Source organism: Dokdonia sp. Dokd-P16 (genome assembly GCF_003095655.1).
In the GTDB taxonomy this organism is placed as follows: domain Bacteria; phylum Bacteroidota; class Bacteroidia; order Flavobacteriales; family Flavobacteriaceae; genus Dokdonia.
On sequence record NZ_CP029151.1, the window covers coordinates 919,805 to 942,614 of the forward strand.

Below are 22,810 nucleotides of genomic sequence, written 5' to 3' on the forward strand. Positions count from 1 at the left end.
AAATTTTATTCTTAACCTACTTACTTCCGCTTGTAGGGTACTCTATTCTTCAAATTCTGCCTTGAGGATTCTCATCACATCAAGAACTGTTTCTTCTTCTAAATCTGTACGACGTACTAGATCTTCTGCATCTTGCTCTAATACGCTTCTTGCGGTATCAAGACCAATTTTCGCGAAAGCTTCAATCACCCACGCTTCTATCTCATCTGAAAATTCTGTAAGCTCAACGTCTTCCTCTACACCTTCTCTGTAAACGTCAATCTCATATCCAGTAAGCTGTCCGGCCAAACGAATGTTATGACCACCGCGACCTATAGCCTTACTCACCTCTTCAGGTTTAAGAACTGCTTGTGCGGTTTTATTTTCCTCATTAATCTTAATACTTGTAATACGCGCAGGGCTTAAAGCTCTAGTAATATACAAGTTAAGGTTTGTTGTGTAATTTATTACATCAATATTCTCATTTCCTAACTCACGTACAATACCATGAATACGAGAACCCTTCATACCTACACAGGCTCCTACTGGATCAATACGATCATCATAAGAGTCTACTGCTACTTTTGCCTTCTCCCCTGGTATACGCACAACATTCTTGACAGTAATTAGACCGTCAAAAACTTCTGGTATTTCAGACTCAAATAATTTTTCTAAGAACAATGGAGATGTACGAGACATAACAATTGAAGGTTTATTTCCCTTCAACTCTACGCTTTCGATTACTCCACGTACATTTTCTCCTTTACGGAAAAAATCTGAAGGAATCTGACGATCTTTTGGTAAGATAATCTCGTTTCCGTCATCATCAAGTAAAATGATCGCTCTATGTCTAATATGGTGCACCTCTGCAGTATACAACTCACCTTCAAGCTCTTTAAATTGCTTGTAAATGTTAGTATTATCATGCTCATGAATCTTGCTAATTAAATTTTGACGCAATGCCAAAATAGAACGTCGACCTAAGTCAAAAAGCTTCACCTCTTCAGAAACATCTTCTCCTACTTCAAAATCTTCCTCAATCTTGCGAGCATTAGTTAATGAAATCTCTTCATTATCATCTTCAACCTCACCATCTGCCACAACCACACGGTTACGCCAGATTTCAAGATCTCCTTTATCAGGATTTATAATAATATCAAAGTTATCATCACTACCAAAACGTCTCTTTAACGTACTTCTGAACACCTCTTCTAAGATGGCCATTAAGGTTACACGATCTATTAATTTATCGTCCTTGAATTCTGAAAAAGAATCGATTAACGCTAAATTCTCCATATCAACATTTGTTAAAATTTAATCATCACTTTTGCTTGAACTATCTCATTGTAAGGGAATGTTTCTATCTTTTCGACAGTTACTTTTCCTTTACCTACAGGCTTAGGCTCTCTTGTTTTCCAAGTAAGCGTAATCTCTGCATCTGTCGCCTCGGTCATCAATCCTTCGATTTTCTCACCATCCTGCGTCTTCACTTCTAGGTGTCTACCTATATTCTTTTTGTACTGTCTCGGAATTTCCAAAGGGCTCGTTGCGCCAGCAGACATCACTTCTAATGAGAAGTCTTCTTCCTCACGATCTAAGTTATGTTCTACCTTACGACTCACCGCCATGCAATCCTCAACTGTCACACCACTATCACCGTCTATAATGATTTTAACCTCGTTATTCCCTTGAATATCAAGACTAATCAAAAATAAACTTGGATTCTCATCCAGTGCTTCTTGTAGTAAATTGGTTACTTTTTCCTTCAACATATAAGCCTATAAAAAGAGGGGACCGCTGTCCCCTCTGTATTCACTTCGTCTTTCAACGGTGCAAATATACTACAAATTATCCGTTTTTAAAAGCCTAAAACCCTGCGTATTATTTTGTAAATTTAAGATGCCTTTCTTAATGAGTATTTACATCTGTGCTACGGGACGACAGCGCGTCTATCTTGATAGCCAGATTCACTAAATAATTGTTAGCATGATTAAAAAAATACTTGTACCCACAGATTTTTCTGAACAGGCCGAAAATGCACTAAGAGTTGCTGCAGATCTAGCAAAGAAACACAATGCGTCTATTAATTTACTACACATGGTAGACCTCCCCATGACACTCGTAGATGCTGTTACTGGAAATCAAAGCGAACTTCCCGAGGCAATTTTCTTCATGAAACTTGCTCATCAAAGATTTGAATCTGTGATGAGCGCACCTTTTCTTGATGGAGTAACTATAGAAGAAAGTGCAGAGTTTGACGGCGCATTTGAGGGAATTATGGATTATGTAGACAAATATCAATCAGACCTAATTGTCATGGGATCCCACGGAGATAGTGGTTTACACGAATTCTTCATTGGTTCAAATGCAGAGAAAGTAGTGCGCAATTCTAAAATTCCAGTACTTATTATTAAAAACAGACATGAGCATTTTGAAATTAAAAACTTTATTTATGCGCTTGACTTTCAAGCAGAGAATCACAATGCTTTTAAACAAGCTATCGCCTTTGCCAAAACAAACAACGCACAACTCCACTCCCTTTACGTAAATACTCCTGGAGACTTTAGATCAACTCATGAGGTTGAAGAACAGATGAAAAAGTTCATGGATATAGAAGGGCAAGTAGAAAATTGCACATTAAACATCTATAATGACAACACGATAGAAAGCGGCATCCTTCACTTTGCAGAGATGATTGACTCTGGGCTAGTAGGTATCGCAACCCACGGTCGCAAAGGGCTCGCTCATTTCTTAAATGGATCCTTGAGTGAAGGACTTGTAAATCACGCAAAACGACCCGTAATCACTTTTAGAATTTAAAATATAGTCTAGAGCATAATTCATTACTGACTATTTGAGGGAATATTCACTCTTGATGTGCTCTAGATTTTTTATGCTTTCGCGAAAGCGTAACACCACACAATACACGCAAACCCCTAGCGTACTTGTGATACTAAATACTCCCTAACCAAAAGCAAATAACTACAATTAAAGAATATATAAATATTCTCACAAATTATACACAAAGTCACATCACATTAAGTCAATCCACTGTAGATTTATACTAGGAGACCAACAACATCTTCATTAAAATCAAATATGGAACTACCTATTCTTTTAGTGTTTCTAATAATTGGAGCCACTATAATACTCTTTGTTACAGAGTTTTTCCCAATTGATAAGATTGCACTGTTTGTAGTAGTCTCACTACTACTCCTAGGACTCACTACACCAGAAGAAGCAATAAGCGGTTTTTCTAACGCCGCAACTATAACCATTTTATCACTCATGATTCTAGCTGTAGGGTTAGAAGAAAATGGGGTCATACAATGGCTTACAGATGGTATTAGAAAACTCAAACTCTTGCCACTTATACTTATCACGCCAGCATTTATGATTGTATCTGCAGGCATATCTGCATTTATAAGCACTACAGCAGTGGTGATTATCTTCATAAAGATTGTTTCTCAACTTGCAGAAAAGTATAACTTTTCATCTTCAAAACTCTTAATGCCTATTTCCTTTGCTGGAATTTTAGGAGGAAGCTGTACGCTTATGGGAACCTCTACTAACCTTATCGTAAATTCCCTTGCTAAAGAAGCTGGAGCAGAAAGCTTAGGCTTTTTTGAGTTTTCCTTTATAGGTCTAGCATTTGTTCTAGTAGGTGTAATTTTTATGACTATTGCCTCGCGCTTCTTACCGAAAGATAAAAGCAAAGACCTACAGGGTGATTACGGAATTGATAAATATGTATTCTCAATTAAAGTAAAGCCAGAAGCTTCCTTTATAGGAAAGAAGATTGCAGATATAGACTTCTTAACCAACCAAAATGGGCATATTCTAAAACTCATTAGAGACCGCCAAGTCATTAATGCGCCAGGAAAATACGTAACCATACAAGAAGACGACGAACTTATTTTGCTCTCAGAAATTTCTGAGATTACTGATCTATCAGCTACCAATGAAATAAGCTTTAATGAGAAACAGGAAGAAAACAACGCCAAAAATGACAACGAAGACCAACAACAATCAGAAAATAAAAAACTCACTTATGTAGAGTTACTTATACTTCCTGGGTCTGAAATGATAGGTAAAACCATTAAAAACCTAAGAAACATGTCGCTTCAGGGCGCATTTCCTATTGCTATTAACAAACGAAAGAACATAAGAAATACTCAAGAAAGATTACTGCGAAAAAATGTTGAGAACATACGAGTAAAACCTGGAGACCGTTTACTAGTGGAAACACAAACCACTGCCATATCTAGATTAAACAGCATACAAAACATCGCTATTTTAAATGAGCATGACTACAAAATAGGAAAGACCACACTACAAAAGAGCATTGCATTAATAATTCTGTTAGGCGTAATAGGCTTAGCGGCTTCTGGAGTTCTCTCTATCTTAGGAGCTTCCCTTACTGGAGTTGCCGCCATGCTCCTCACCAACTCAATTTCACTTGAAAATGTGTATCACAAAATAAACTGGCAAATAATATTTTTACTTGCAGGGATGATTCCACTGGGAGTTGCTATGACTAACACTGGCGCAGATACGTGGTTGTCAGAAAACCTCCTCACACTTCTTGACGGACAAACACCTACCGTTGTCATCGCCTTGCTTTTTGGCTTCACAATGTTAATAAGTGGTACCATCTCAAATAACGCCACAGCTATTATTATGACTCCTGTAGCACTATCACTAGCTGCAGGATTAAGTCTTCCAGTAAAACCATTTATTCTAGCAGTTATGTTTGCTGCAAATTTTAGTTTTTTCACCCCTGTGGGTTACCAGACCAACACTCTTATTTATGGAACAGGTATCTATAAGTTCAAACATTTTTTAATTATAGGCGGCATGCTCTCCATTATCTTATGGATACTAGCAACATTCATTCTATCAACTATGTTATAATCTCACCTTAACAAATATGTATTTACAAGCAGATAACACAGGTACGTTTACAAAACTCACACTAAAACTTGAAGGCTGGTGGGATGCCATTATTCTCAAACTACCTAATATCGCAATTGCAATACTGGTAATGGTGCTTTCATATTTTATAGCAAGAGGTATTAGCAATCTCTTACGCAGAATCTTGAGAAAACAAATGCAAGATCAATCTATGCGTAGGATTATCTCAAAGATAGTTTACGGTATCATTCTTCTCTTTGGATTTTTCTTAGCGCTAGGAGTTTTAGAACTAGACAAGGCACTTACCTCCATACTTGCGGGTGCTGGCGTAGTTGCCCTAGCAATTGGACTTGCACTGCAAAGCACATTATCAAATACTTTTTCTGGTATTATGCTTTCCTTCTTGCCTCGTATCAAAATAGGAGATTATGTAGAAACGAGTGAACATGGAGGATTTGTACATGAAATAAGCCTGCGCAACCTTGTGCTTAGAAGACCCGACAACCATTATGTAATAATGCCTAACTCGAAGTTTATAGAAGAACCTTTTGTAAACTACTCTCTAGTAAAACGCGGCAGAATCACCGTGAGTTGTGGCGTAGCCTATGGATCAAACCTACACAAGGTAAAAGAACTAGTTACCAAATCAATTACTGATAATTTCCCACTAGAACATGGAGAACGCATCGAGTTTTATTTTACAGAATTTGGAGATAGCAGCATCAATTTTATGACCAGATTTTGGATTGATTACGTTAAAAAAAGTCAGATGTATGCTGCTCAAGATAAAGCCATACTTCTCATCAATGACTTATTTGCTCAAGAAGACATTAACATCCCTTTCCCTATAAGAACTCTTGACATCCCTCAAGCAACCATTAATGCACTCAATAACAAAGCTAGAGATTAAATCTCTAGCTTTCCTTCTTCATTCAAGTCTTGCTGCTCCCCTGTGAGTGCCGCAAAACCTAAAGACATTAGTGAGACAAGCGCATTCTCCTTAGTATCCCAATAATGTACATGGCTCGGTATAACTTCTAGAGCACATATGTTTGGATCTTCTTTTCCGTCAAACCATGCATCATCTGTTTTTGCATAAAGCTCTTCTATTATCTTTTGATTAGTAGTAACATTTACAGTACCATACACACTTAAAAAACTCACACTTGTTGTATCTCCATAAATAAGCTGTACTCTAGCGTCTTTTTCTAGGTGTTTGTTATGAGAACTATATCTATTACTTAAAAACCAGATAGAACCCCTATCATCTACTTTCTTTGTACTCATAGGCACAATATGAAGTGGTAGTTTTTCTAGATCTGTTGCCATCATTGCAAAATCAATAGACTCTGCGAGATCTCGTAGTTTTTCTATAGCCTCTTCGCTATATAAATTTTTGTGACTCATCTCCTGCTAGTTTTAATTGTTATTGTATTTTTTTCGCTTTCGCGAAAACGTGAAATAATTCAACGATCTTCTCTCAGAGCTTTTATCAACTCTTCCTTATCCATCTTACTACAACCGTCTATTTCCAAATCCATAGCTTGCTCGTACAGCTCCTTCTTAGAGCGCTCTTCATAAGGTTTTGAGGCGCCTCCCTTTTTACCAGCGTCAGGCGTATTTGCAATTCGTGCAGCTTTCTCCTTGCTCATCCCCTTATCCTTTAATGCTTCGTATTGCTCCTCATTCATAACCGACGGTCTGTCATTCTTATCCATGATGATTTATTTTTTATCTTAAAATTACTCTTTTGGCTCACTAAATCAATTGGTTTTTAGAATAGTATAACTTTTTTAAGAGATTTTATGATTCTAAATATGAGATGGATTTTGGGGTACGAAAAAACAATAAAACATTAATATTCAGGTATAATTGTGCGCGCATGATTGCATGGAAGAATATTATCAAAAACTTAAGCGCATAAAAAAACCCGATCTAATTAAAGATCGGGTTTCTACAACTTACAAATAGACTTAATAAGACAGCCGATCGGCTAGAAGCTTATTAAAATCTTCTTGGGATATAGCTTTCTCCTTAAAATCTTTTAATGGAAAAGATTTTATTTTTTCGATAGATTTTGCTGAAATAGAATAATTTACACTTTTACTCTTCACCTCCACCTTCAAGATTAAACCAGGTAAACCACTATAACTTCCTGGACCAGATTGCAAAGTCAAATCTGGGGTAAAATAAGCATCAACTTCTCTATAAAAAACACCTTTAGAATTTTTTATAGTTTCTCGGGTTGATGCTTTTATACATTTTTTACCCAAGATTGTATATTCTTCATCTGTTATGATCCATTTTTTACTCTCTATAGGCTTTTCAATTATGAAATTTTTACCTAGGACACTCTTCTGATTGTATTGAAATTTCTCAGTAAAATCACTCTGCACATAACCACTAAAACCAACTGTAGTAATAATTAATTCCCTAGCATTAAAAGGATCATTTGGGAGCGCTATACGCTCTTCACCTTCAAATACACTAGTCTTATAATTTGTTTCTAAAAAAAAATCAACCTTATTTATGTTGCTACTCGCCTCATTAATGGCAATTTCCAAACTATTGAAGGTAGAATTATCAACACTCTTACCAGTATTCATATTAAAATTATCAATTACGTACGTGACTCTGTAGTTCTGGGAGAAACATTGACTTATTTGAGCCAGCATAAGAAATAAAACAAAATATTTCATAAAACAATTTTATTAAAAAAAGAAAGCAAGAACACACCCATGCTCTTGCTTTATTGTAATTATTATCAAAATGAAAATTATTCCATGCATTTTTCGAATGCAGTAGTCGCTATATCAAATGCCACTTCATCTGGAAACCCAGCAAATTCAAAATAGGTAGCAACAGAATTTGCCAAGATCAAACATTCATAACCTGATCTTCTTTCAACCTCACTTTCAATCTCCGTTGCCTGATTCATCGGAAATGCAGAACCTACAAAAAGCCCACAAAAGGCAATACTTAAAATAACTTTTTTCATTTTTTAAAAAATTAGCGTTAATACTCTATGTACCAGCCAAACATACAATAAAAGTTTGATTTTTTTTCATAAAAAAAACCCGATCTAATTAAAGATCGGGTTTCTTGTTGGCCCACTAGGTTTCGAACCTAGACTCTTCTGCACCAAAAACAGACGTGTTGCCAGTTACACCATAGGCCACTATTTTGTGATAGCGAGTGCAAATTTAAACCAAAGTTTTAGAAATCCAAACATTATTTTAAAAAAATCTCATTTTTTTAAAATAAAAATTCTTCTTGAAGCACGCTATGTAATACAAGCATTTGAATTTGAATTAAATATGACATTCCGAGACAGAAAAAATTTTTTTAAGCCCAATAATTAATGACTCTATGACGTTACCACAAATCACACGTATTGCTTAACTTCGTCCCTTTACAAAATATACAATATGACCGACTTCAATTTTGCGAAGTATAATAAGATATTAGGCTGGACAGTATTTGCCATTGCCCTTATTGTTTACTCTCTTACTGTAGAGCCTACAGCGAGTTTCTGGGATGCCGGTGAGTACATATCCACCTCCTCAAAACTAGAAATAGGTCACCCACCTGGAGCACCACTTTACCAAATACTAGGAGCCTTTGTTTCTATTTTTGCACCAGATGCAACCTACATAGCACTTGCTGTAAATTATCTTTCGTGCCTCACAAGTGCGTTTACCATACTTTTTATGTTTTGGTCGCTCACTTTATTGATCACGAGATCGCTTGCTATTAACGCAGAACTTATTACAAAAACAAAACAACAAGCAATTCTTGCTAGTGCTGCCATAGGTGCGCTTGCATTTGCTTTTACAGATAGCTTTTGGTTTAATGCCGTAGAAGCAGAGGTATATGCCCCAGCAGCCGTGGTACTCTCTCTTTTATTCTATCTTGGATTGTTGTGGGAGCGTGACATGCACGAACCTAGAGGAAATCGCTGGCTCATATTAATATCTTTTATTGTAGGTCTATCCTTTGGTATTCACTTTATGGGATTACTTACCATCCCTGCAATTGGCTTACTTTATTTCTTCAAGAACACAGAAAAAATAACTGCCAAAAATCTCATCATAGCACTGGTTATCGTTGTAGCCATCTTGATGTTTATTTTTAAGTTATTACTTCCTTATACATTATCATTATTTGGGTACTTAGAAGTATTCTTCGTAAACTCTATGGGACTACCTTTTAATAGTGGTACCATTATAGCAGGTTTACTTCTTGTAGGGTTATTTGTTTACGGATTTAAGCTTTCGCGAAAGCGTAACAAACCACTCCTTAACACCATGCTACTTTGCATGCTTTACATCTTTATAGGTTTTTCTAGCTGGATGATGCTGCCTATACGTGCAAATGCTGGTACAACTATTAATGAGAACAATCCGTCAAATGCTCGATCACTACTTGCTTATTACAACCGTGAGCAATATGCCGAAACAAAACTCTTTTATGGACCTCAATTTACCTCAGACTATTCTGGACTAGATCCAGATACGCCATACCTCGACAAACCGAAGTTATACGAGAAAGACGAAGCGCTTGGAAAATATGTTGTGGTAAATGAGTGGCGCAATGCAAAGCAAAATCTTGATGATGCGCATAATGCTATCTTACCAAGAATGTGGAGCCCAGAAAATAATGCAAATTACATGCAGTATACGGGTCCTTTAAAATTCAGTATCAAGTATGATCCTGATATGCCAGAGGAAGATCGCCAGTATCTTCAAGAAGTTGTAACTCAGTTCAAGATAGATTACAGAGACGGAAAGGTAAATTATGAAGGTTATGATGCCTTTCTAAAGAGCCAGATAGGAAGTTACCTAGATGTAGAAAAACCATCCTTTGGAGCAAACATGAATTATATGTTCAGCTTCCAGTTTGGGTATATGTACTGGCGTTACTTCATGTGGAACTTTGTAGGAAGACAAAATGATATACAAGGTAAAGGCGATGACTTTAACGGAAACTGGATTTCTGGAATAGACTTTATAGACAGTATGTTCTTAGGACCTCAAGACAATTTACCGTCTGATGTTGCTGATAACAAAGCTCGTAACACTTATTTCTTTCTTCCGCTATTATTGGGATTATTAGGTCTTCTTTTTCACGCAAGTAAAGACTGGAAACGTTTTGCAGTATTACTAGTCTTCTTCTTATTTACAGGTCTTGCACTAAAAGTGTACTTAAATGAACGTGCTTTTGAACCTCGTGAGCGTGATTATGCGCTAGTGGGATCCTTCTATGTCTTTGCGATGTGGATAGGTTTTGGTGTCTATGCGCTATTTGATATTGTAAAAGATTTTATAAAACCTAAAATAGCAATGCCTATTGTGGCTGTTATATGTTTACTAGCTGCTCCTGTATTACTTGCCTCACAAAACTGGGATGACCATGATCGCTCAGGAAGGAAAACGGCACTTGCCATGGCAAAGAAGTACCTAGACTCTGTAGATGAGAATGCCATTATATTCACAATAGGTGACAACGATACGTTTGCTCTTTGGTATGCACAAGAAATTGAAGGATATCGTACTGATGTGCGTATTGTAAATACTAGTTTGATTAATACAGATTGGTACTACGACCAGATGAAGAGAGCGGCATATAAAAGTCCTCCAGTGCCTAGTTCGCTTACACATGATAAGTATGCAGCATCTAACCGTGAGGCACTATTTTATCAAGAAACTAAAGACTCTATTATTCCTATCTCACAATGGATGAGTTTTGTTGCTAGCGATGATCCTAGAACAAAGGTAGAGTATGCAAAAGGGCAGTTTTTTAACACCTTCCCTAGCAAAAAGGTGCGCATTCCAGTAAATAAGGAAACCGTACTCAAGAACAAGATTGTCCCTATGGATGATGCAGATAGCATTGTACCATACATAGACATTGAACTTAAAGGGAATGTTCTTTACAAGAACAGGCTGCTTATGCTCGACATTATTGCTAGCAATAACTGGGAACGACCTATTTACTTTACTGGTGGAAGCTTTGGTGATGATGACTACTTATGGATGAAGGACTACCTACAACTAGATGGTGTAGCTTATAAACTTATCCCAATAAGGACTCCTATCGATCCTCGTAATCCTTATGATATGGGTCGCGTAGATGCAGATAAGATGTATGACATCGTAAAGAAATGGTATTGGGGCAACAGTGGAAGCCCAGATATCTATCACGATCGTGAGACACGCACTAATGCTATTACCTATAGAGGTAACATGGCACGTCTAGTGGAGCAACTTCTCGCAGAAAACAAGCCAGAAAAAGCAAAGGAAATCATGGATCTCGCTATGGAGAAAATGCCTGTAGACATCTTTGAATTTTACACGCTTGTAGAACCATATATTACTGGATATTATGAGATAGGAGAAACGCAACGTGCTCAAGAAATATGGAAAGAAGTTGCTGCTAAGTATCAAGAGCAACTAACTTACTTTAGCAAGGTGGACGAAGAACTTCAATACAAATATTACGAAGAAATCTTGACTAATATTGAGAAGTACAGAAGTCTTGTAGATCTGCTTATTATAAATGACGATAGAGAACTGTTTGAAAAAGAAGCAACAGTCTTTGATAACTACATGCGTACGTTCCCTTACTTAATGGGCGATGATGATGAAGGAGAGGAAATTCCTCAAGAGTTACTTGAAACACTACCTGAACCGTCCATTGAGATTCCAGCCCAAGATAGCGTAAGAGACGAAGTAATGACAGATTTAAACTAATCTCAACGATGCAGGAGAATATTTTACCATGGGCCTTATTAATAGGCTATATAGTTATCCTACTGCTTATAGACTTTTTTGTACTTCACAAAAAAGGAACAACCATAAGCGTTAAAAAAGCATCGTACGAGACCATCTTTTTTATAACTAACGCCCTTCTCTTTGGAGGGCTTATTTATTGGTTTTATAGCTCAGGACTCGTAGCAAATCCTTATGATTATTCTGGCACAAAAGCAGTAGTCACCTACTTAACAGGTTATCTGGTGGAGCTATCGCTCAGTGTAGATAATCTATTTGTGATTGCAGTAATCTTCACCTCTTTTAAGATTCCAAGCCAGTTCCAACATAGACTGTTGTTTTTAGGGATTTTGGGCGCCATCATATTTAGAGCATTACTTATCGGAGTAGGTATTACACTTATTAATAAAATACCTGGAATGCACTTCATTTTTGGAGGCATCCTACTCTTTACAGCATTCAAGATGCTCAAAGACGATCAAGAACCTGTAAAGAATGAAGAACCAAAGGGATTTGCAAAATGGTTTAAATTCTCAAAAATAATAGACGGAGATAATTGGGTCACTACAGTAGATGGAAAGCGCGTTTTTACAGCTTTATTTGGAGCACTGGTTACCATAGAGCTTACAGATTTACTTTTTGCCTTAGATAGCATTCCTGCAATACTAGCCATTACAAAGGACCCCTTTATCGTATACAGTTCAAATATATTTGCCATTATGGGGTTGAGATCGCTCTATTTCTTTCTAGCCAATATGCTAGAGCGATTTAAGTATCTTAAGTACAGTGTTTTTGTAATACTGCTATTTGTCGCAGCCAAACTTATTGTAGGTCATTACTATCCGTTCCCAGAATGGTTATCACTCGTTGTCATTTTCGTATGTCTAGGCGCAGGGGTTATGTACTCTCTTAGCAAAGATCAGACGCGACTATAGATGAGCTTTTTAAAACCTTCTCGAGTACCTTCCATAGTTACCTGGTTGTATCCAAGTTGGTATTTGTGGAGCAAACCAAAAGGTAAGAAAACTATCTATCTCACCTTTGACGACGGACCTATTCCTGAGGTGACCGATTTTGTTTTGGATACGCTTTCGCGAAAGCGTGACAACCCTATACCCGCCACTTTTTTTTGCATAGGAGATAATGTGCGTAAGCATCCAGAGGTGTTTAAAAGAATCCTTGCCGAAGGTCACTCCATAGGGAATCACACCTACAATCACTTACAGGGATGGAAAACGGATAACGAGACGTATTTAAAAAACACACAGCTCGCCGAACTTGAGATGAGCAAGCATATAGAAGGTAATCCTGACGCATTAACAAGTACGCTATTTAGACCACCATATGGAAAAGTAAAGCGTAAGCAGGCATCTGCATTGCGCAAGATGGGATATAAAATCGTAATGTATCGTATAGTTGCTTATGACTGGGAGTCAAGTATTACTCCGGAAGCATGTCTACATAACGTAATTGATACTGCTCAGGATGGAGATATTATCGTTTTTCACGACAGTGTAAAAGCATTTAAGAATTTACAATATGCGCTTCCTAAAGCTATTGAGTATTTTGAAAAAGCTGGATTTAGCTTTGGGAAATTGTAGTGTTATTATACTGAGTACTCTTCCATAATACCAATAATGGTATTTGCATCTAGCGCTCCGCTTTGACGCCATATCATCTCCCCGTTTTTATAAATAATTAGGGTAGGTAACGCTTTAATGCGCAATGCTTCGGCAAGCTTGTTATTCTTATCTACATCTATCTTAATCACTTTTCCCTTATCGCCTATTGCGGCAGCTACTTCCCTAAGAACAGGATGCATTGCCATTGAATTTTCATTCCAGTCTGTATAAAAGTCTAACAGTATCGGAATATTTACGTCTATAAGTTCTCCAAATTTTGACATACCTATGGATTTTATTAATCAATTAAGGATTACGTGCTTAGTAAAGATAGCACTTTATTGGTATTATGCGTTTGCACTAGCTCTTTTCAACTCTATAACAGTTATCTCAGGCCAAATCCCTACCCTTCCAGGAAAAGCAAGATACCCAAAACCACGGTTTACATTTATATACTGCTTTGCATCTTCATAGATACCTGCCCAGTATTTATAGCGCCACTTTACAGGACTCCATTTAAACCAACCTGGTATCTCAATACCAAATTGCATGCCATGCGTGTGACCACTAAGCGTTAAGTGAAAATGCTCTGGGTGATCCTTTACCTCAAACTCCCAGTGAGAAGGGTCATGACTCATTAGTACTTTAAACTCCTCCTTATCAAGCCCGTTTATTGCTTTATTGAGATCTCCCGCTTTTTTAAATCCGCCTTCACCCCAGTTTTCTACTCCTACAATTGCAAGACGCTCTCCATCTCTTTCAATAAAGTGGTGCTCATTAAGTAATAGCTTAAAGTCCATCTCTTTTTGGATTTCTTTGAGCCTATTGAGGTTATCTATTTTTGCCTGAGGCGTAGGCCACTCTACATAATCGCCATAGTCATGATTTCCTAAAACAGAAAACTTCCCATCTTTTGCACGCAAACGAGCGAAAGAATCTTGCCATTCATCCATCTCGCTCGCTTCATTATTTACCATATCACCAGTAAATAAGATAGCATCACTAGCCTGCTCATTAATAAGATCTATAGCATAGTTTACCTTCTCCTTATTATCAAAGCTTCCACTATGTATGTCACTTATTTGTGTAATCTTATAACCATCAAAGGCAGCTGGAAGGTCATCAAACGTGAGCGTATACTTAAGGACTTTAAAATTATAACGCCCTTTTATAACTCCGTATAAAATAGATGCAAATGGTATTGCTGCTAGCCCTAACGCAATCTGACTTACAAATTTACGGCGAGAGGGAATTGCTTTACCTTCTGAGCTTGCCGATATTTTATGCACACCACCACGTATAAGTCTAAAGATATCTTCTCCAAACATGGTTGCAATAATGATTAGCTTACAAACAATGAGAATGATAAATGAGACCACAAAGAATTGTGTTAAAGCACTCATGTTACGTCGTCCTCCAGTAGAGAATTGATAGATCATCCCTCCTATTATAAATAAGGTAATAAGAAAGTATAAAATGGTTCCCCAGCGGCCTTTTACAAGAAATCTAAATGCTTGGTAGGCATATATATCTAGGGCAATCACAAATAGGATAATAAAAATAAATCTGAGCACAGTTTATGAATTTAGGTAAAAATATAGGGTGAACTATTAGTAGAGTTCCGTTTCACGTTTCTTTAACTATAAAGGTGTTATTTACATACGCTTTCGCGAAAGCGTACCTATCAAACAGTGACTTCTAAGATTTTTGCATGACTGCTTGTAAACGAAAGTCCATTTACAACCGCTGGTAATACTACGGTCTGTCCTTTTTTAAATGTGTACACCTCATCATTACATGAAAACGTTGCATTACCATCTACACACATAAGAATTGTAAAAGAATCCTTATTACTATAATCTCTGGTTGTATCTCCTTCTAAGGTCAAAATAGCTGTTTGGAAATATGGTGTTTCCATGATAGAAACAGCTTCATTAACCTGGGTTTTATAAGGAGTATTATAGGTGTCATATCCTTTTAAGTCTACTACATCAATAGCCTCCTCACTATGGAGATCACGCAATGCTCCTGTTTTTGCATCTATTCTATTGTAATCAAAAATGCGATAAGTAACATCAGATGTTTGCTGTATTTCGGCTAGTAATACACCTGCACCTATGGCATGTACTCTACCTGTAGGAATATGAAATACATCACCTTCTTTTATGTATTCTGTATGTAAAAGATCTACAATATTTCCATCCTTTACAGCTTTTTCATATTGTTCTTTTGAAGTATCCTCTTCAAAACCAACAATAATACTTGCATCATGATCTGCTTGCATGATATACCACATCTCATTTTTTCCAAAAGAATTATGACGCTCCTTTGCTACCTTATCATCTGGATGCACTTGTATAGAAAGCGGAGTTTTGGCGTCTAGAAATTTAATAAGTAACGGGAAATTTGTACCAAATCGTTCAAGCACGGATGCTCCTAAAAATTGCGCTCCATAAGTGGTAATGAGATCATGTAAGGTATTACCTGCAAGCGGCCCGTTTGACACTTGTGTCTCGCTACCTTCTACATCAGAAACCTCCCAAGATTCACCTATCTGATCTCCACTAAATTCTTTATTGAGCTCTGTGCGCAACTTATCACCACCCCAAAGGCGGTATTTAAAGTGTGGAGTAAAAAATAGGGGATATAGTTTCATAGTCTAAATAGGTCGCAAATATACAGCTTACCTTAAATTTTTCTATCACTTCTATTTCTTGATTCGCTATCTGTATTTTTGTAAACACTATGCTTAAATTAAAAGATGTACTATTTCATATTTCTAACCGCTTTACAATAGGTCCTATCAACTTGTCTATCAGCCAAGGTGATCATATCGCGCTTATAGGAGAAAGCGGTTGTGGTAAGACCACCTTACTCAAAATGGTTTATGGACTTTATGATCTAGATGAAGGGGCAATCACATGGAAAGAAGAAAAAATCACCGGTCCAGAAGATCATCTCATACCAGGAATGCCTTTTATAAAATATCTTTCTCAAGATTTTGACCTCATGCCATTCACTTCGGTAGCAGAAAATATTAATAAATACTTAAGCAGACTAGAGCCTGAAGCGAGTAAGGCGCGCACAGATGAGCTCATGGAAGTGGTTGAAATGACGGCGTATGCAAACGCACACGTAAAAACGCTCTCTGGCGGACAAAAACAACGTGTTGCACTCGCACAAACGCTAGCCAAAGAACCAGAATTACTCCTGCTAGACGAGCCATTCTCACACATAGATAACTTTAGAAAAAATAAATTACGCCGTAGGTTATTTAGCTACCTAAAAAAACAACAAATCACCTGCTTAGTTGCAACGCATGATAGTACAGATGTACTAGCCTTTATGGATAAAACCGTAGTGATGAAAGGTGGAAAAGTAATCGCTCATGATGAGACACTAGCATTGTATAAGAACCCTCCTAGCTATTACGTTGGTTCGCTTTTTGGAGATATTAATGTACTGCCTAAAACCTGGTTTTTTAAAGATTACCAAGGTGATGCTACCCTATTATTACATCCTCACGAGATTACGACAGTAACCGATGGAAAAATAGCAACCGTTACAGATTGCTATTTTATGGGTTCGCACTATTTGGTAACCGCTATGGTAGGAGATAAAATTGTTCTCTTTAATACATCAGCTCCATATCCTACACATACAGATGTTATACTAGGCCTTAAAATTAGTACACCGAAGTAATGGTAATATCGCTTTCGCGAAAGCGTACTACATCACCTTTTTTCTTACTCAATAATAATTGCCCCATAGGCGATGCAAGTGCTATCGCATAATAAGGTCTTCCTTCTATTTTTATTTCTCCTGCCGAAACCGAGATAAAGAAACGATTTGTAGAGGTATGAACTACACTGCCTAGGCGCACGTAGTCGCTCTTTACTTTGATATCAACTTTAGATAAGGCATCTTCTATCTTCCCTATTTCTTTAAGTTGCTCGCCCGCTTGCTCGCGATCAATCTGTAGCATCGCTCGTCCTGTCTCATGCTTATCTCCCGCCGAACTTTTAGTCTCGTCTTCTAGCGATTCCATGATATCTGCAATCACAGTTTCTACCTTATTGCGACGGTTTACAATCCACTGTGTGCATTTTGTAAAGAGTTCTAATTTTATTTCTTGATGATTCATAAATTACTTGCCTATGGTTATGTGACAATAAACTTATTATACGTGTAAACACATAAAAGGTTACAATCACTAGCTACAAAATTTTAAATTAAATCTGCGAGGTTTTTACCTATGGTACTTCCTATGGCAACTCCCATCCCTCCCAGGCGCACGCCGCAATAAGTATGCTTAGACAATTTTTTAACGACAGGCTTTTTTTGAACACCCACACCCATGATACCACTCCATCTGTGATCTATAGTATAAGGAGTATTTGGTAAAATTACCTCAGCAAGCAGTCGCTCTAGCTCATTTTGAATAAGTACTGTTTGAGACATCTCCATCGTTTCCTCTCCTTGCATATCTAGATTTCTCCCTCCCCCTAAAAGAATTCTATCATTAATATTTCTAAAGTAATAATATCCTTTATCGAGATGAAATGTACCTTTCACTTTGAGTTCTGGAATAGGATGTGTGATTAACACCTGCGCTCTCGCTGGTTTTACTTCGCTAAGTCCTAGCGCGCTTGCAAAGCCATTTGTAGCAATGAAGAGCTTTTTTGTGATGAATGCATTATGAGCCGTTACAACTTTCACACTCTCGGCTCCTTCTCTATATGAGTTTACAGTCATGCCGTTTAATATGAGTATTCCTTTGGCGTGTGCGAGTTTGAGAAGTGCACTCATCATCATTCCCGTATCTATCTGGCCTTCGCAATTATTAAAAATCACCTTATTTTCTATACCATCAAAACCAAATGCATCATCCTGCAGCGTGTAAACATCTTTATTAAAAACTGGAAATAACAACTTATTTATACGGGATAGATTATCAACACATTCTTCATACAACACTTTATCATTTGAGGTAAAAAGCTCGTAACCTCCATGTTCTTGATAATCTATTTCTTGATCACCCAGCATGCTTCTCAACAGTTTCAAACCTTCCACACGTTGTTTTACTAGTGAGACCATCTCTTCTTCTGAGTGTGTTTTGAGATCTTCTAGTAATTCTGAGATACTTCCAAAACATGCAAAACCAGCATTTTTTGTGCTCGCACCATTAGGCAACAATCCCTTTTCTAAGATTACTATTTTTGAGTTGGCATCTTTTTCGCGTAAGCGTATTGCACACAATAATCCCACGATACCGCTACCTACAATGGTATAGTCTAAATTATTAAACCACGATTCTCGCTCCCAAAAACTTAGATTCATTAGATATTTTTCATTAAAAATACGTGTTCTATGTTAGTGCCTCAAATTTCTCTCGTCTAACACTCGTATGACAGCGCAGGCAATTACTACGATCTTACTAGCTTTTATAGCATTTTCACTCCCAGAGCCGAGAATGTATAGCAAGCAATATCATGATGATGGCACCATTAAAGCAGAAGGATGGATCATGGGAGAGCAAAAGGTAAAATACTGGAAATTTTATCACGAGAATGGCACCATCGCCGCCGAGGGACACTATCAAACCAATAAGAAATCAAAATACTGGCATTATTACGATAATCAAGGAAAACTAACCAAGGAAGGGCATTATGAAGACGGAATTGCCCAAAATTGGTGGATTTTTTACGACCTTGCGCGACAAGAAACTAGAAAAAGCCAGTACGTTGACAATCATTTACATGGTTTCTGTCTCGTATATAAAAACAAAAAACTTTTTAAGGTAGAAAAATACGAGAAGAATCAATTAAAAGGCGCGTGGACAAGCATACGTGATTTCCGCCGCGATAATCCTGATGTATCACTCTACTAGCGTTATGACTCCCCTTATTAAAGTAATAATACCAGCTTACAACGAGCAAGACTCCATTGGTCACGTGCTACGAGACATTCCTCACACGGTGAGTGAAGTTATTGTAGTAAGCAATGCATCTACAGATAATACAGAACAAGTTGCTAGAGATAATGGTGCTACTGTATTAAGAGAAGAACGCAAAGGATATGGATACGCCTGCCTCAAGGGCATGGAATACATTGCAACCACGGGTATTGATGACCCTACCAAACGCCCAGATATCGTTGTCTTTTTAGACGGAGATTATAGTGACTACCCAGAAGAGCTAACTAAGATAGTCGCTCCTATTATCAATGGAGATTACGACATGGTTATAGGTGCTAGAGACAAACGCTTTCGCGAAAGCGGATCAATGACCACTCCACAGATATTTGGAAACTGGCTTGCAACTACATTAATGACGCTATTTTTTGGAGCAAACTTCACAGATTTGGGACCTTTTAGAGCTATGAAATATGATAGCTTACTAGCTTTACAGATGGAAGATAAAACCTATGGGTGGACGGTAGAGATGCAACTCAAGGTTTTAAAGAAGAAGATGAATTATATAGAAGTCCCAGTAACTTATCGCAATCGCATAGGTGTTTCTAAAGTCTCTGGTACCGTAAAAGGTGCAGTAATGGCAGGAGTTAAAATACTAGGATGGATTTTTAAATACAGTTTTAAGAAATGATATTAGAAACCGTTATTATTGTTATTTACACGATTTCGCTTATTATCATATTTGCGTATAGCTTATCACAGCTCAACTTACTTTTTAATTACTTGCGTGCACAACGCAAAAAGGATGATGCTGTAGTTTTTAACTTTAAAGATCCAGCACAAATCCCTTTTGTAACCATACAGCTTCCTGTATATAATGAACTGTATGTCATGGAGCGTCTACTAGATAATATTGCGCTCTTAGACTACCCTGCAGATAAGCTTGAAATCCAAGTGCTAGATGATAGTACAGATGAGTCTTTTGAAACCACAAGAAAACACATAAAACGTCTAAGCGATAAAGGACTAGACATTAAGCATGTTACTCGAACAGACCGTTCGGGATTTAAAGCAGGCGCATTAAAGGAAGGACTTAAGGTTGCAAAAGGCGAATTTATTGCCATCTTTGATGCAGATTTTCTTCCAGAACCTAACTGGTTACAACGTACTGTTCCTTACTTTAAGGATCGTAACATAGGCGTCGTACAAACACGCTGGGGACACATAAACAGAGATTACTCCCTACTCACAAAAGTGCAGGCATTTGCACTTGATGCTCACTTTACTCTAGAACAAGTAGGTAGAAATAGTAAAGGACATTTTATAAACTTTAATGGAACTGCTGGCTTATGGCGCAAGCAGTGTATTGAAGATGCTGGAAACTGGGAAGGTGATACCCTTACCGAAGATCTTGACCTAAGCTACCGTGCCCAACTTAAAAACTGGAAATTCAAATACCTAGAGGATGTAGAAACTCCAGCAGAGCTTCCGGTAGTTATTAGTGCTGCTCGCTCTCAACAGTTTCGATGGAATAAAGGTGGAGCAGAGAACTTCCAGAAAATGTCTAGAAAGGTTTTGACTAGCAAAACTATTTCTCCAAAAACAAAACTACACGGCCTTCTACATTTATTAAATAGCACCATGTTTTTAAATGTTCTCATAGTAGCGATATTGAGTATCCCAATGCTCTATATCAAAAATGAATATGCACACCTAAAGCCATACTTTTATGTGATGTCTTTCTTTGTAATTAGTAGTGTGATTTTCTTTATCTGCTATTGGTTTATGTTTAAAAGCATTTATGGTGGAGGATTCAAGCAATTTTTAAAGTATACGGGGATGTTCTTTGTATTTTTTAGTATTGCCATGGGATTCTCACTTCATAATTCTATTGCAGTAATAGAAGGTCACCTAGGTAAACGAAGTGATTTTATACGTACGCCTAAGTTTAACATAAGCGAACTCAAAGACTCTTGGAAAGGTAATAAGTATCTCAAAAAGAATATATCAATCAATGTGATTTTTGAAGGTCTCTTGATGTTGTATTTTGGTTTTGGGATGTATTATGCATCTGTAGTAGGAGATCAAGGTGGAGATTTTGGATTATTTCCTTTTCACCTTATGTTATTCATGGGCTTCGGGTTTGTGTTTTTTAAATCACTTACAAGTAAAGCGTGATAGAACGCCTTTGGAAATATAATAAAACTCCTATCGCACTAGCGATTGTTTCCTTAGTTACCTACTACCTCTTTGCTTTTCATCTAGAAAGAGCTAACACCGCACTCCTATTAAGTCTATACAGTATACTTTTTGCTTGCTTTTACTTTATCGTTAGTAAAGGCAAAAATGACTTCTCTTTACTTCTTTTTCTAGCAGTAGCGCTAAGGCTCGTTTTTATACCCGTTATACCAAATCTCTCTCAAGATTTTTATCGCTTTATATGGGATGGGCGGATGCTCGTTCAAGGTTTTAATCCGTATTTAACAACTCCTCAAAGCTATATAGAAGCTGGCAATCTCCAGATTGTAGCGCATGCAAAACAGCTCTATGAGGGAATGGGAGCACTTAACGGAAGTCACTTTACAAATTACCCACCCGTAAACCAACTTATATTTGCAATCGCAGGATTATTCTCTGGCAATAGCATCATTGGTGCCGCCATCGTTTTTAGAATTACCATCATTCTTGCAGACATTGGGATTATTATTTATGGTAAGAAATTGTTACAAAAGTTAGGCTTACCTATTCACAACATCTTCTGGTACGGGCTCAATCCCTTTATCATTATTGAGATGACAGGCAATCTGCATTTTGAGTCTGTCATGTTGTTTTTTGTCGTCTTATCCTTGTATTTACTGGCCCAAGGTAAGTGGATAATAAGTGCTGTGATGATAGCATTATCTATATCTACTAAGTTATTACCACTACTCTTTCTGCCACTTTTCATGCAATACTTCTTAACTCGTGGTGATAGAAAAACAACTCACTTTAGAAGCTCCTACCCATGGAAAGTCCGCTTTCGCGAAATAACAAAAAACCTTCCTCGCCTCGTTTATTTCTATTTGATTGTGATTGGAGTAGTCATATTGACCTTCTTACCATTTCTCACAAATGAGTTCGCCGAAAACTTTGGGGCATCCATTGCGTTATGGTTTAAGAAATTTGAATTTAATGCCAGTATTTATTACATCATCAGATATGTAGGTTATCAAACCATAGGCTGGAACATTATTGCAGATGTAGGACCTTTACTGCCTAAGATTGTATTAGGCTTTCTAATAGTTATAGCCTTCTTTAGAAACAACAGATCATTACAAGCTACCATTACCGCCATACTCATTGGGATTTCCTTTTACTTTTTAATGTCTACCACTGTTCACCCTTGGTATGTAGCTACGCCTCTACTTTTGTGTGTATTCACTCGCTATCGTTTTCCACTGGTTTGGAGTGCTACCGTGATGCTAAGTTACAGTGCGTATGGCGCAAATGGTTTTAATGAAAATTTATGGCTCGTAGCTATAGAGTACATTATTGTAATCGTATTTTTTATCTGGGAAGTTTACAAACCATCTAAAATTATTGTAATGACAAAGACCGCCATTGAGGGCTAA

Annotated in this window: 22 protein-coding genes and 1 tRNA gene; 11 read left to right on the forward strand and 12 right to left on the reverse strand. The window is 37.3% G+C overall.

Going from position 1 to position 22,810, the window contains the following annotated elements:
- Positions 1 to 42: 42 nt before the first annotated feature.
- Together nusA and rimP are read right to left on the reverse strand one after the other, a co-directional pair.
- Complete coding sequence (gene nusA, locus DCS32_RS04170; protein ID WP_108877126.1) at positions 43 to 1,275, reverse strand: transcription termination factor NusA; 1,233 nt, start codon at positions 1,273 to 1,275, stop codon at positions 43 to 45.
- An 11-nt stretch (positions 1,276 to 1,286) separates the two neighbouring features.
- The gene (gene rimP, locus DCS32_RS04175) at positions 1,287 to 1,751 is read right to left on the reverse strand and encodes a ribosome assembly cofactor RimP (RefSeq protein ID WP_013751042.1); all 465 of its coding nucleotides are present in this window, start codon (positions 1,749 to 1,751) and stop codon (positions 1,287 to 1,289) included.
- Between the two features lie 214 nt (positions 1,752 to 1,965).
- On the opposite strand from rimP, the gene DCS32_RS04180 reads away from it, so the two are divergent.
- From DCS32_RS04180 to DCS32_RS04190, 3 genes are all read left to right on the forward strand, one after another.
- On the forward strand, positions 1,966 to 2,799 hold the full coding sequence (locus tag DCS32_RS04180) for a universal stress protein (RefSeq protein ID WP_108877127.1): 834 nt from the start codon (positions 1,966 to 1,968) through the stop codon (positions 2,797 to 2,799).
- A 279-nt stretch (positions 2,800 to 3,078) separates the two neighbouring features.
- The gene (locus DCS32_RS04185) at positions 3,079 to 4,893 is read left to right on the forward strand and encodes an SLC13 family permease (RefSeq protein WP_108877128.1); all 1,815 of its coding nucleotides are present in this window, start codon (positions 3,079 to 3,081) and stop codon (positions 4,891 to 4,893) included.
- A 16-nt stretch (positions 4,894 to 4,909) separates the two neighbouring features.
- The gene (locus DCS32_RS04190) at positions 4,910 to 5,803 is read left to right on the forward strand and encodes a mechanosensitive ion channel family protein (protein ID WP_108877129.1); all 894 of its coding nucleotides are present in this window, start codon (positions 4,910 to 4,912) and stop codon (positions 5,801 to 5,803) included.
- Here DCS32_RS04190 and DCS32_RS04195 read toward each other — a convergent pair.
- The 5 genes from DCS32_RS04195 to DCS32_RS04215 all read right to left on the reverse strand — a co-directional run bounded on the left by DCS32_RS04195 (position 5,800) and on the right by DCS32_RS04215 (position 8,071).
- On the reverse strand, positions 5,800 to 6,300 hold the full coding sequence (locus DCS32_RS04195) for a pyridoxamine 5'-phosphate oxidase family protein (protein WP_108877130.1): 501 nt from the start codon (positions 6,298 to 6,300) through the stop codon (positions 5,800 to 5,802). The genes DCS32_RS04190 and DCS32_RS04195 overlap by 4 nt on opposite strands.
- 59 nt (positions 6,301 to 6,359) lie before the next feature.
- Entirely contained in the window at positions 6,360 to 6,611 is a 252-nt protein-coding gene (locus DCS32_RS04200; RefSeq protein WP_108877131.1) for a Rho termination factor, read from the reverse strand.
- 255 nt (positions 6,612 to 6,866) lie between these two features.
- Positions 6,867 to 7,592 (reverse strand): GLPGLI family protein, encoded by a 726-nt coding sequence (locus DCS32_RS04205; protein ID WP_108877132.1) that lies wholly within the window; start codon positions 7,590 to 7,592, stop codon positions 6,867 to 6,869.
- A 77-nt stretch (positions 7,593 to 7,669) separates the two neighbouring features.
- Positions 7,670 to 7,891: a hypothetical protein gene (locus tag DCS32_RS04210; protein ID WP_108877133.1), complete on the reverse strand. Its 222-nt coding sequence runs from the start codon at positions 7,889 to 7,891 to the stop codon at positions 7,670 to 7,672.
- A gap of 107 nt (positions 7,892 to 7,998) precedes the next feature.
- A tRNA-Gln gene (locus DCS32_RS04215) sits at positions 7,999 to 8,071 on the reverse strand.
- Positions 8,072 to 8,321: 250 nt separating this feature from the next.
- Here DCS32_RS04215 and DCS32_RS04220 point away from each other — a divergent pair.
- Genes DCS32_RS04220 through DCS32_RS04230 form a run of 3 tightly spaced genes read left to right on the forward strand, consistent with a single transcriptional unit; the run spans position 8,322 to position 13,264 of the window.
- The gene (locus tag DCS32_RS04220; RefSeq protein ID WP_108877134.1) at positions 8,322 to 11,645 is read left to right on the forward strand and encodes a DUF2723 domain-containing protein; all 3,324 of its coding nucleotides are present in this window, start codon (positions 8,322 to 8,324) and stop codon (positions 11,643 to 11,645) included.
- Positions 11,646 to 11,653: 8 nt separating this feature from the next.
- Entirely contained in the window at positions 11,654 to 12,598 is a 945-nt protein-coding gene (locus DCS32_RS04225; protein ID WP_108877135.1) for a TerC/Alx family metal homeostasis membrane protein, read from the forward strand.
- A complete protein-coding gene (locus tag DCS32_RS04230) occupies positions 12,599 to 13,264 on the forward strand; it encodes a polysaccharide deacetylase family protein (protein WP_108877136.1) in 666 nt (221 codons plus the stop codon). It begins immediately after the preceding gene.
- A 5-nt stretch (positions 13,265 to 13,269) separates the two neighbouring features.
- Here DCS32_RS04230 and DCS32_RS04235 read toward each other — a convergent pair whose 3' ends face one another.
- From DCS32_RS04235 to DCS32_RS04245, 3 genes are all read right to left on the reverse strand, one after another.
- On the reverse strand, positions 13,270 to 13,569 hold the full coding sequence (locus tag DCS32_RS04235) for a thioredoxin family protein (RefSeq protein ID WP_108877137.1): 300 nt from the start codon (positions 13,567 to 13,569) through the stop codon (positions 13,270 to 13,272).
- Between the two features lie 63 nt (positions 13,570 to 13,632).
- On the reverse strand, positions 13,633 to 14,859 hold the full coding sequence (locus DCS32_RS04240; RefSeq protein WP_108877138.1) for a metallophosphoesterase: 1,227 nt from the start codon (positions 14,857 to 14,859) through the stop codon (positions 13,633 to 13,635).
- Between the two features lie 110 nt (positions 14,860 to 14,969).
- Positions 14,970 to 15,941 carry a type I phosphomannose isomerase catalytic subunit gene (locus DCS32_RS04245; RefSeq protein WP_108877139.1) on the reverse strand — a complete coding sequence of 324 codons (972 nt, stop codon included), beginning with the start codon at positions 15,939 to 15,941 and terminating at the stop codon, positions 14,970 to 14,972.
- Positions 15,942 to 16,030: 89 nt separating this feature from the next.
- On the opposite strand from DCS32_RS04245, the gene DCS32_RS04250 reads away from it, so the two are divergent.
- A complete protein-coding gene (locus DCS32_RS04250) occupies positions 16,031 to 16,987 on the forward strand; it encodes an ABC transporter ATP-binding protein (RefSeq protein ID WP_108877140.1) in 957 nt (318 codons plus the stop codon).
- Here DCS32_RS04250 and DCS32_RS04255 read toward each other — a convergent pair.
- Positions 16,971 to 17,429 (reverse strand): hypothetical protein, encoded by a 459-nt coding sequence (locus tag DCS32_RS04255; protein ID WP_013751029.1) that lies wholly within the window; start codon positions 17,427 to 17,429, stop codon positions 16,971 to 16,973. The genes DCS32_RS04250 and DCS32_RS04255 overlap by 17 nt on opposite strands.
- 83 nt (positions 17,430 to 17,512) lie before the next feature.
- A complete protein-coding gene (locus tag DCS32_RS04260; protein ID WP_108877141.1) occupies positions 17,513 to 18,625 on the reverse strand; it encodes an NAD(P)/FAD-dependent oxidoreductase in 1,113 nt (370 codons plus the stop codon).
- Positions 18,626 to 18,692: 67 nt separating this feature from the next.
- On the opposite strand from DCS32_RS04260, the gene DCS32_RS04265 reads away from it, so the two are divergent.
- From DCS32_RS04265 to DCS32_RS04280, 4 genes are read left to right on the forward strand one after another with little or no spacing between them, the layout of a single operon-like run.
- Positions 18,693 to 19,175 carry a toxin-antitoxin system YwqK family antitoxin gene (locus DCS32_RS04265; RefSeq protein WP_108877142.1) on the forward strand — a complete coding sequence of 161 codons (483 nt, stop codon included), beginning with the start codon at positions 18,693 to 18,695 and terminating at the stop codon, positions 19,173 to 19,175.
- A 4-nt stretch (positions 19,176 to 19,179) separates the two neighbouring features.
- A complete protein-coding gene (locus DCS32_RS04270) occupies positions 19,180 to 19,890 on the forward strand; it encodes a glycosyltransferase family 2 protein (RefSeq protein WP_108879233.1) in 711 nt (236 codons plus the stop codon).
- The gene (locus DCS32_RS04275) at positions 19,887 to 21,377 is read left to right on the forward strand and encodes a cellulose synthase family protein (protein ID WP_108877143.1); all 1,491 of its coding nucleotides are present in this window, start codon (positions 19,887 to 19,889) and stop codon (positions 21,375 to 21,377) included. The genes DCS32_RS04270 and DCS32_RS04275 overlap by 4 nt, the downstream gene beginning before the upstream one ends.
- The gene (locus DCS32_RS04280; protein WP_108877144.1) at positions 21,374 to 22,810 is read left to right on the forward strand and encodes a mannosyltransferase; all 1,437 of its coding nucleotides are present in this window, start codon (positions 21,374 to 21,376) and stop codon (positions 22,808 to 22,810) included. The genes DCS32_RS04275 and DCS32_RS04280 overlap by 4 nt, the downstream gene beginning before the upstream one ends.

Excerpts from the sequence above, each read along its gene's own strand:
- DCS32_RS04200 (WP_108877131.1), bottom strand. The coding sequence starts at position 6,611 with ATGGATAAGAATGACAGACCGTCGGTTATGAATGAGGAGCAATACGAA.
- DCS32_RS04245 (WP_108877139.1), bottom strand. The coding sequence starts at position 15,941 with ATGAAACTATATCCCCTATTTTTTACTCCACACTTTAAATACCGCCTT.
- DCS32_RS04180 (WP_108877127.1), top strand. The coding sequence starts at position 1,966 with ATGATTAAAAAAATACTTGTACCCACAGATTTTTCTGAACAGGCCGAA.
- nusA (WP_108877126.1), bottom strand. The coding sequence starts at position 1,275 with ATGGAGAATTTAGCGTTAATCGATTCTTTTTCAGAATTCAAGGACGAT.
- DCS32_RS04185 (WP_108877128.1), top strand. The coding sequence starts at position 3,079 with ATGGAACTACCTATTCTTTTAGTGTTTCTAATAATTGGAGCCACTATA.
- DCS32_RS04190 (WP_108877129.1), top strand. The coding sequence starts at position 4,910 with ATGTATTTACAAGCAGATAACACAGGTACGTTTACAAAACTCACACTA.
- DCS32_RS04250 (WP_108877140.1), top strand. The coding sequence starts at position 16,031 with ATGCTTAAATTAAAAGATGTACTATTTCATATTTCTAACCGCTTTACA.
- DCS32_RS04270 (WP_108879233.1), top strand. The coding sequence starts at position 19,180 with ATGACTCCCCTTATTAAAGTAATAATACCAGCTTACAACGAGCAAGAC.
- DCS32_RS04210 (WP_108877133.1), bottom strand. The coding sequence starts at position 7,891 with ATGAAAAAAGTTATTTTAAGTATTGCCTTTTGTGGGCTTTTTGTAGGT.
- rimP (WP_013751042.1), bottom strand. The coding sequence starts at position 1,751 with ATGTTGAAGGAAAAAGTAACCAATTTACTACAAGAAGCACTGGATGAG.
- DCS32_RS04225 (WP_108877135.1), top strand. The coding sequence starts at position 11,654 with ATGCAGGAGAATATTTTACCATGGGCCTTATTAATAGGCTATATAGTT.
- DCS32_RS04230 (WP_108877136.1), top strand. The coding sequence starts at position 12,599 with ATGAGCTTTTTAAAACCTTCTCGAGTACCTTCCATAGTTACCTGGTTG.
- DCS32_RS04195 (WP_108877130.1), bottom strand. The coding sequence starts at position 6,300 with ATGAGTCACAAAAATTTATATAGCGAAGAGGCTATAGAAAAACTACGA.
- DCS32_RS04255 (WP_013751029.1), bottom strand. The coding sequence starts at position 17,429 with ATGAATCATCAAGAAATAAAATTAGAACTCTTTACAAAATGCACACAG.
- DCS32_RS04275 (WP_108877143.1), top strand. The coding sequence starts at position 19,887 with ATGATATTAGAAACCGTTATTATTGTTATTTACACGATTTCGCTTATT.
- DCS32_RS04205 (WP_108877132.1), bottom strand. The coding sequence starts at position 7,592 with ATGAAATATTTTGTTTTATTTCTTATGCTGGCTCAAATAAGTCAATGT.
- DCS32_RS04265 (WP_108877142.1), top strand. The coding sequence starts at position 18,693 with ATGACAGCGCAGGCAATTACTACGATCTTACTAGCTTTTATAGCATTT.
- DCS32_RS04235 (WP_108877137.1), bottom strand. The coding sequence starts at position 13,569 with ATGTCAAAATTTGGAGAACTTATAGACGTAAATATTCCGATACTGTTA.
- DCS32_RS04260 (WP_108877141.1), bottom strand. The coding sequence starts at position 18,625 with ATGAATCTAAGTTTTTGGGAGCGAGAATCGTGGTTTAATAATTTAGAC.
- DCS32_RS04220 (WP_108877134.1), top strand. The coding sequence starts at position 8,322 with ATGACCGACTTCAATTTTGCGAAGTATAATAAGATATTAGGCTGGACA.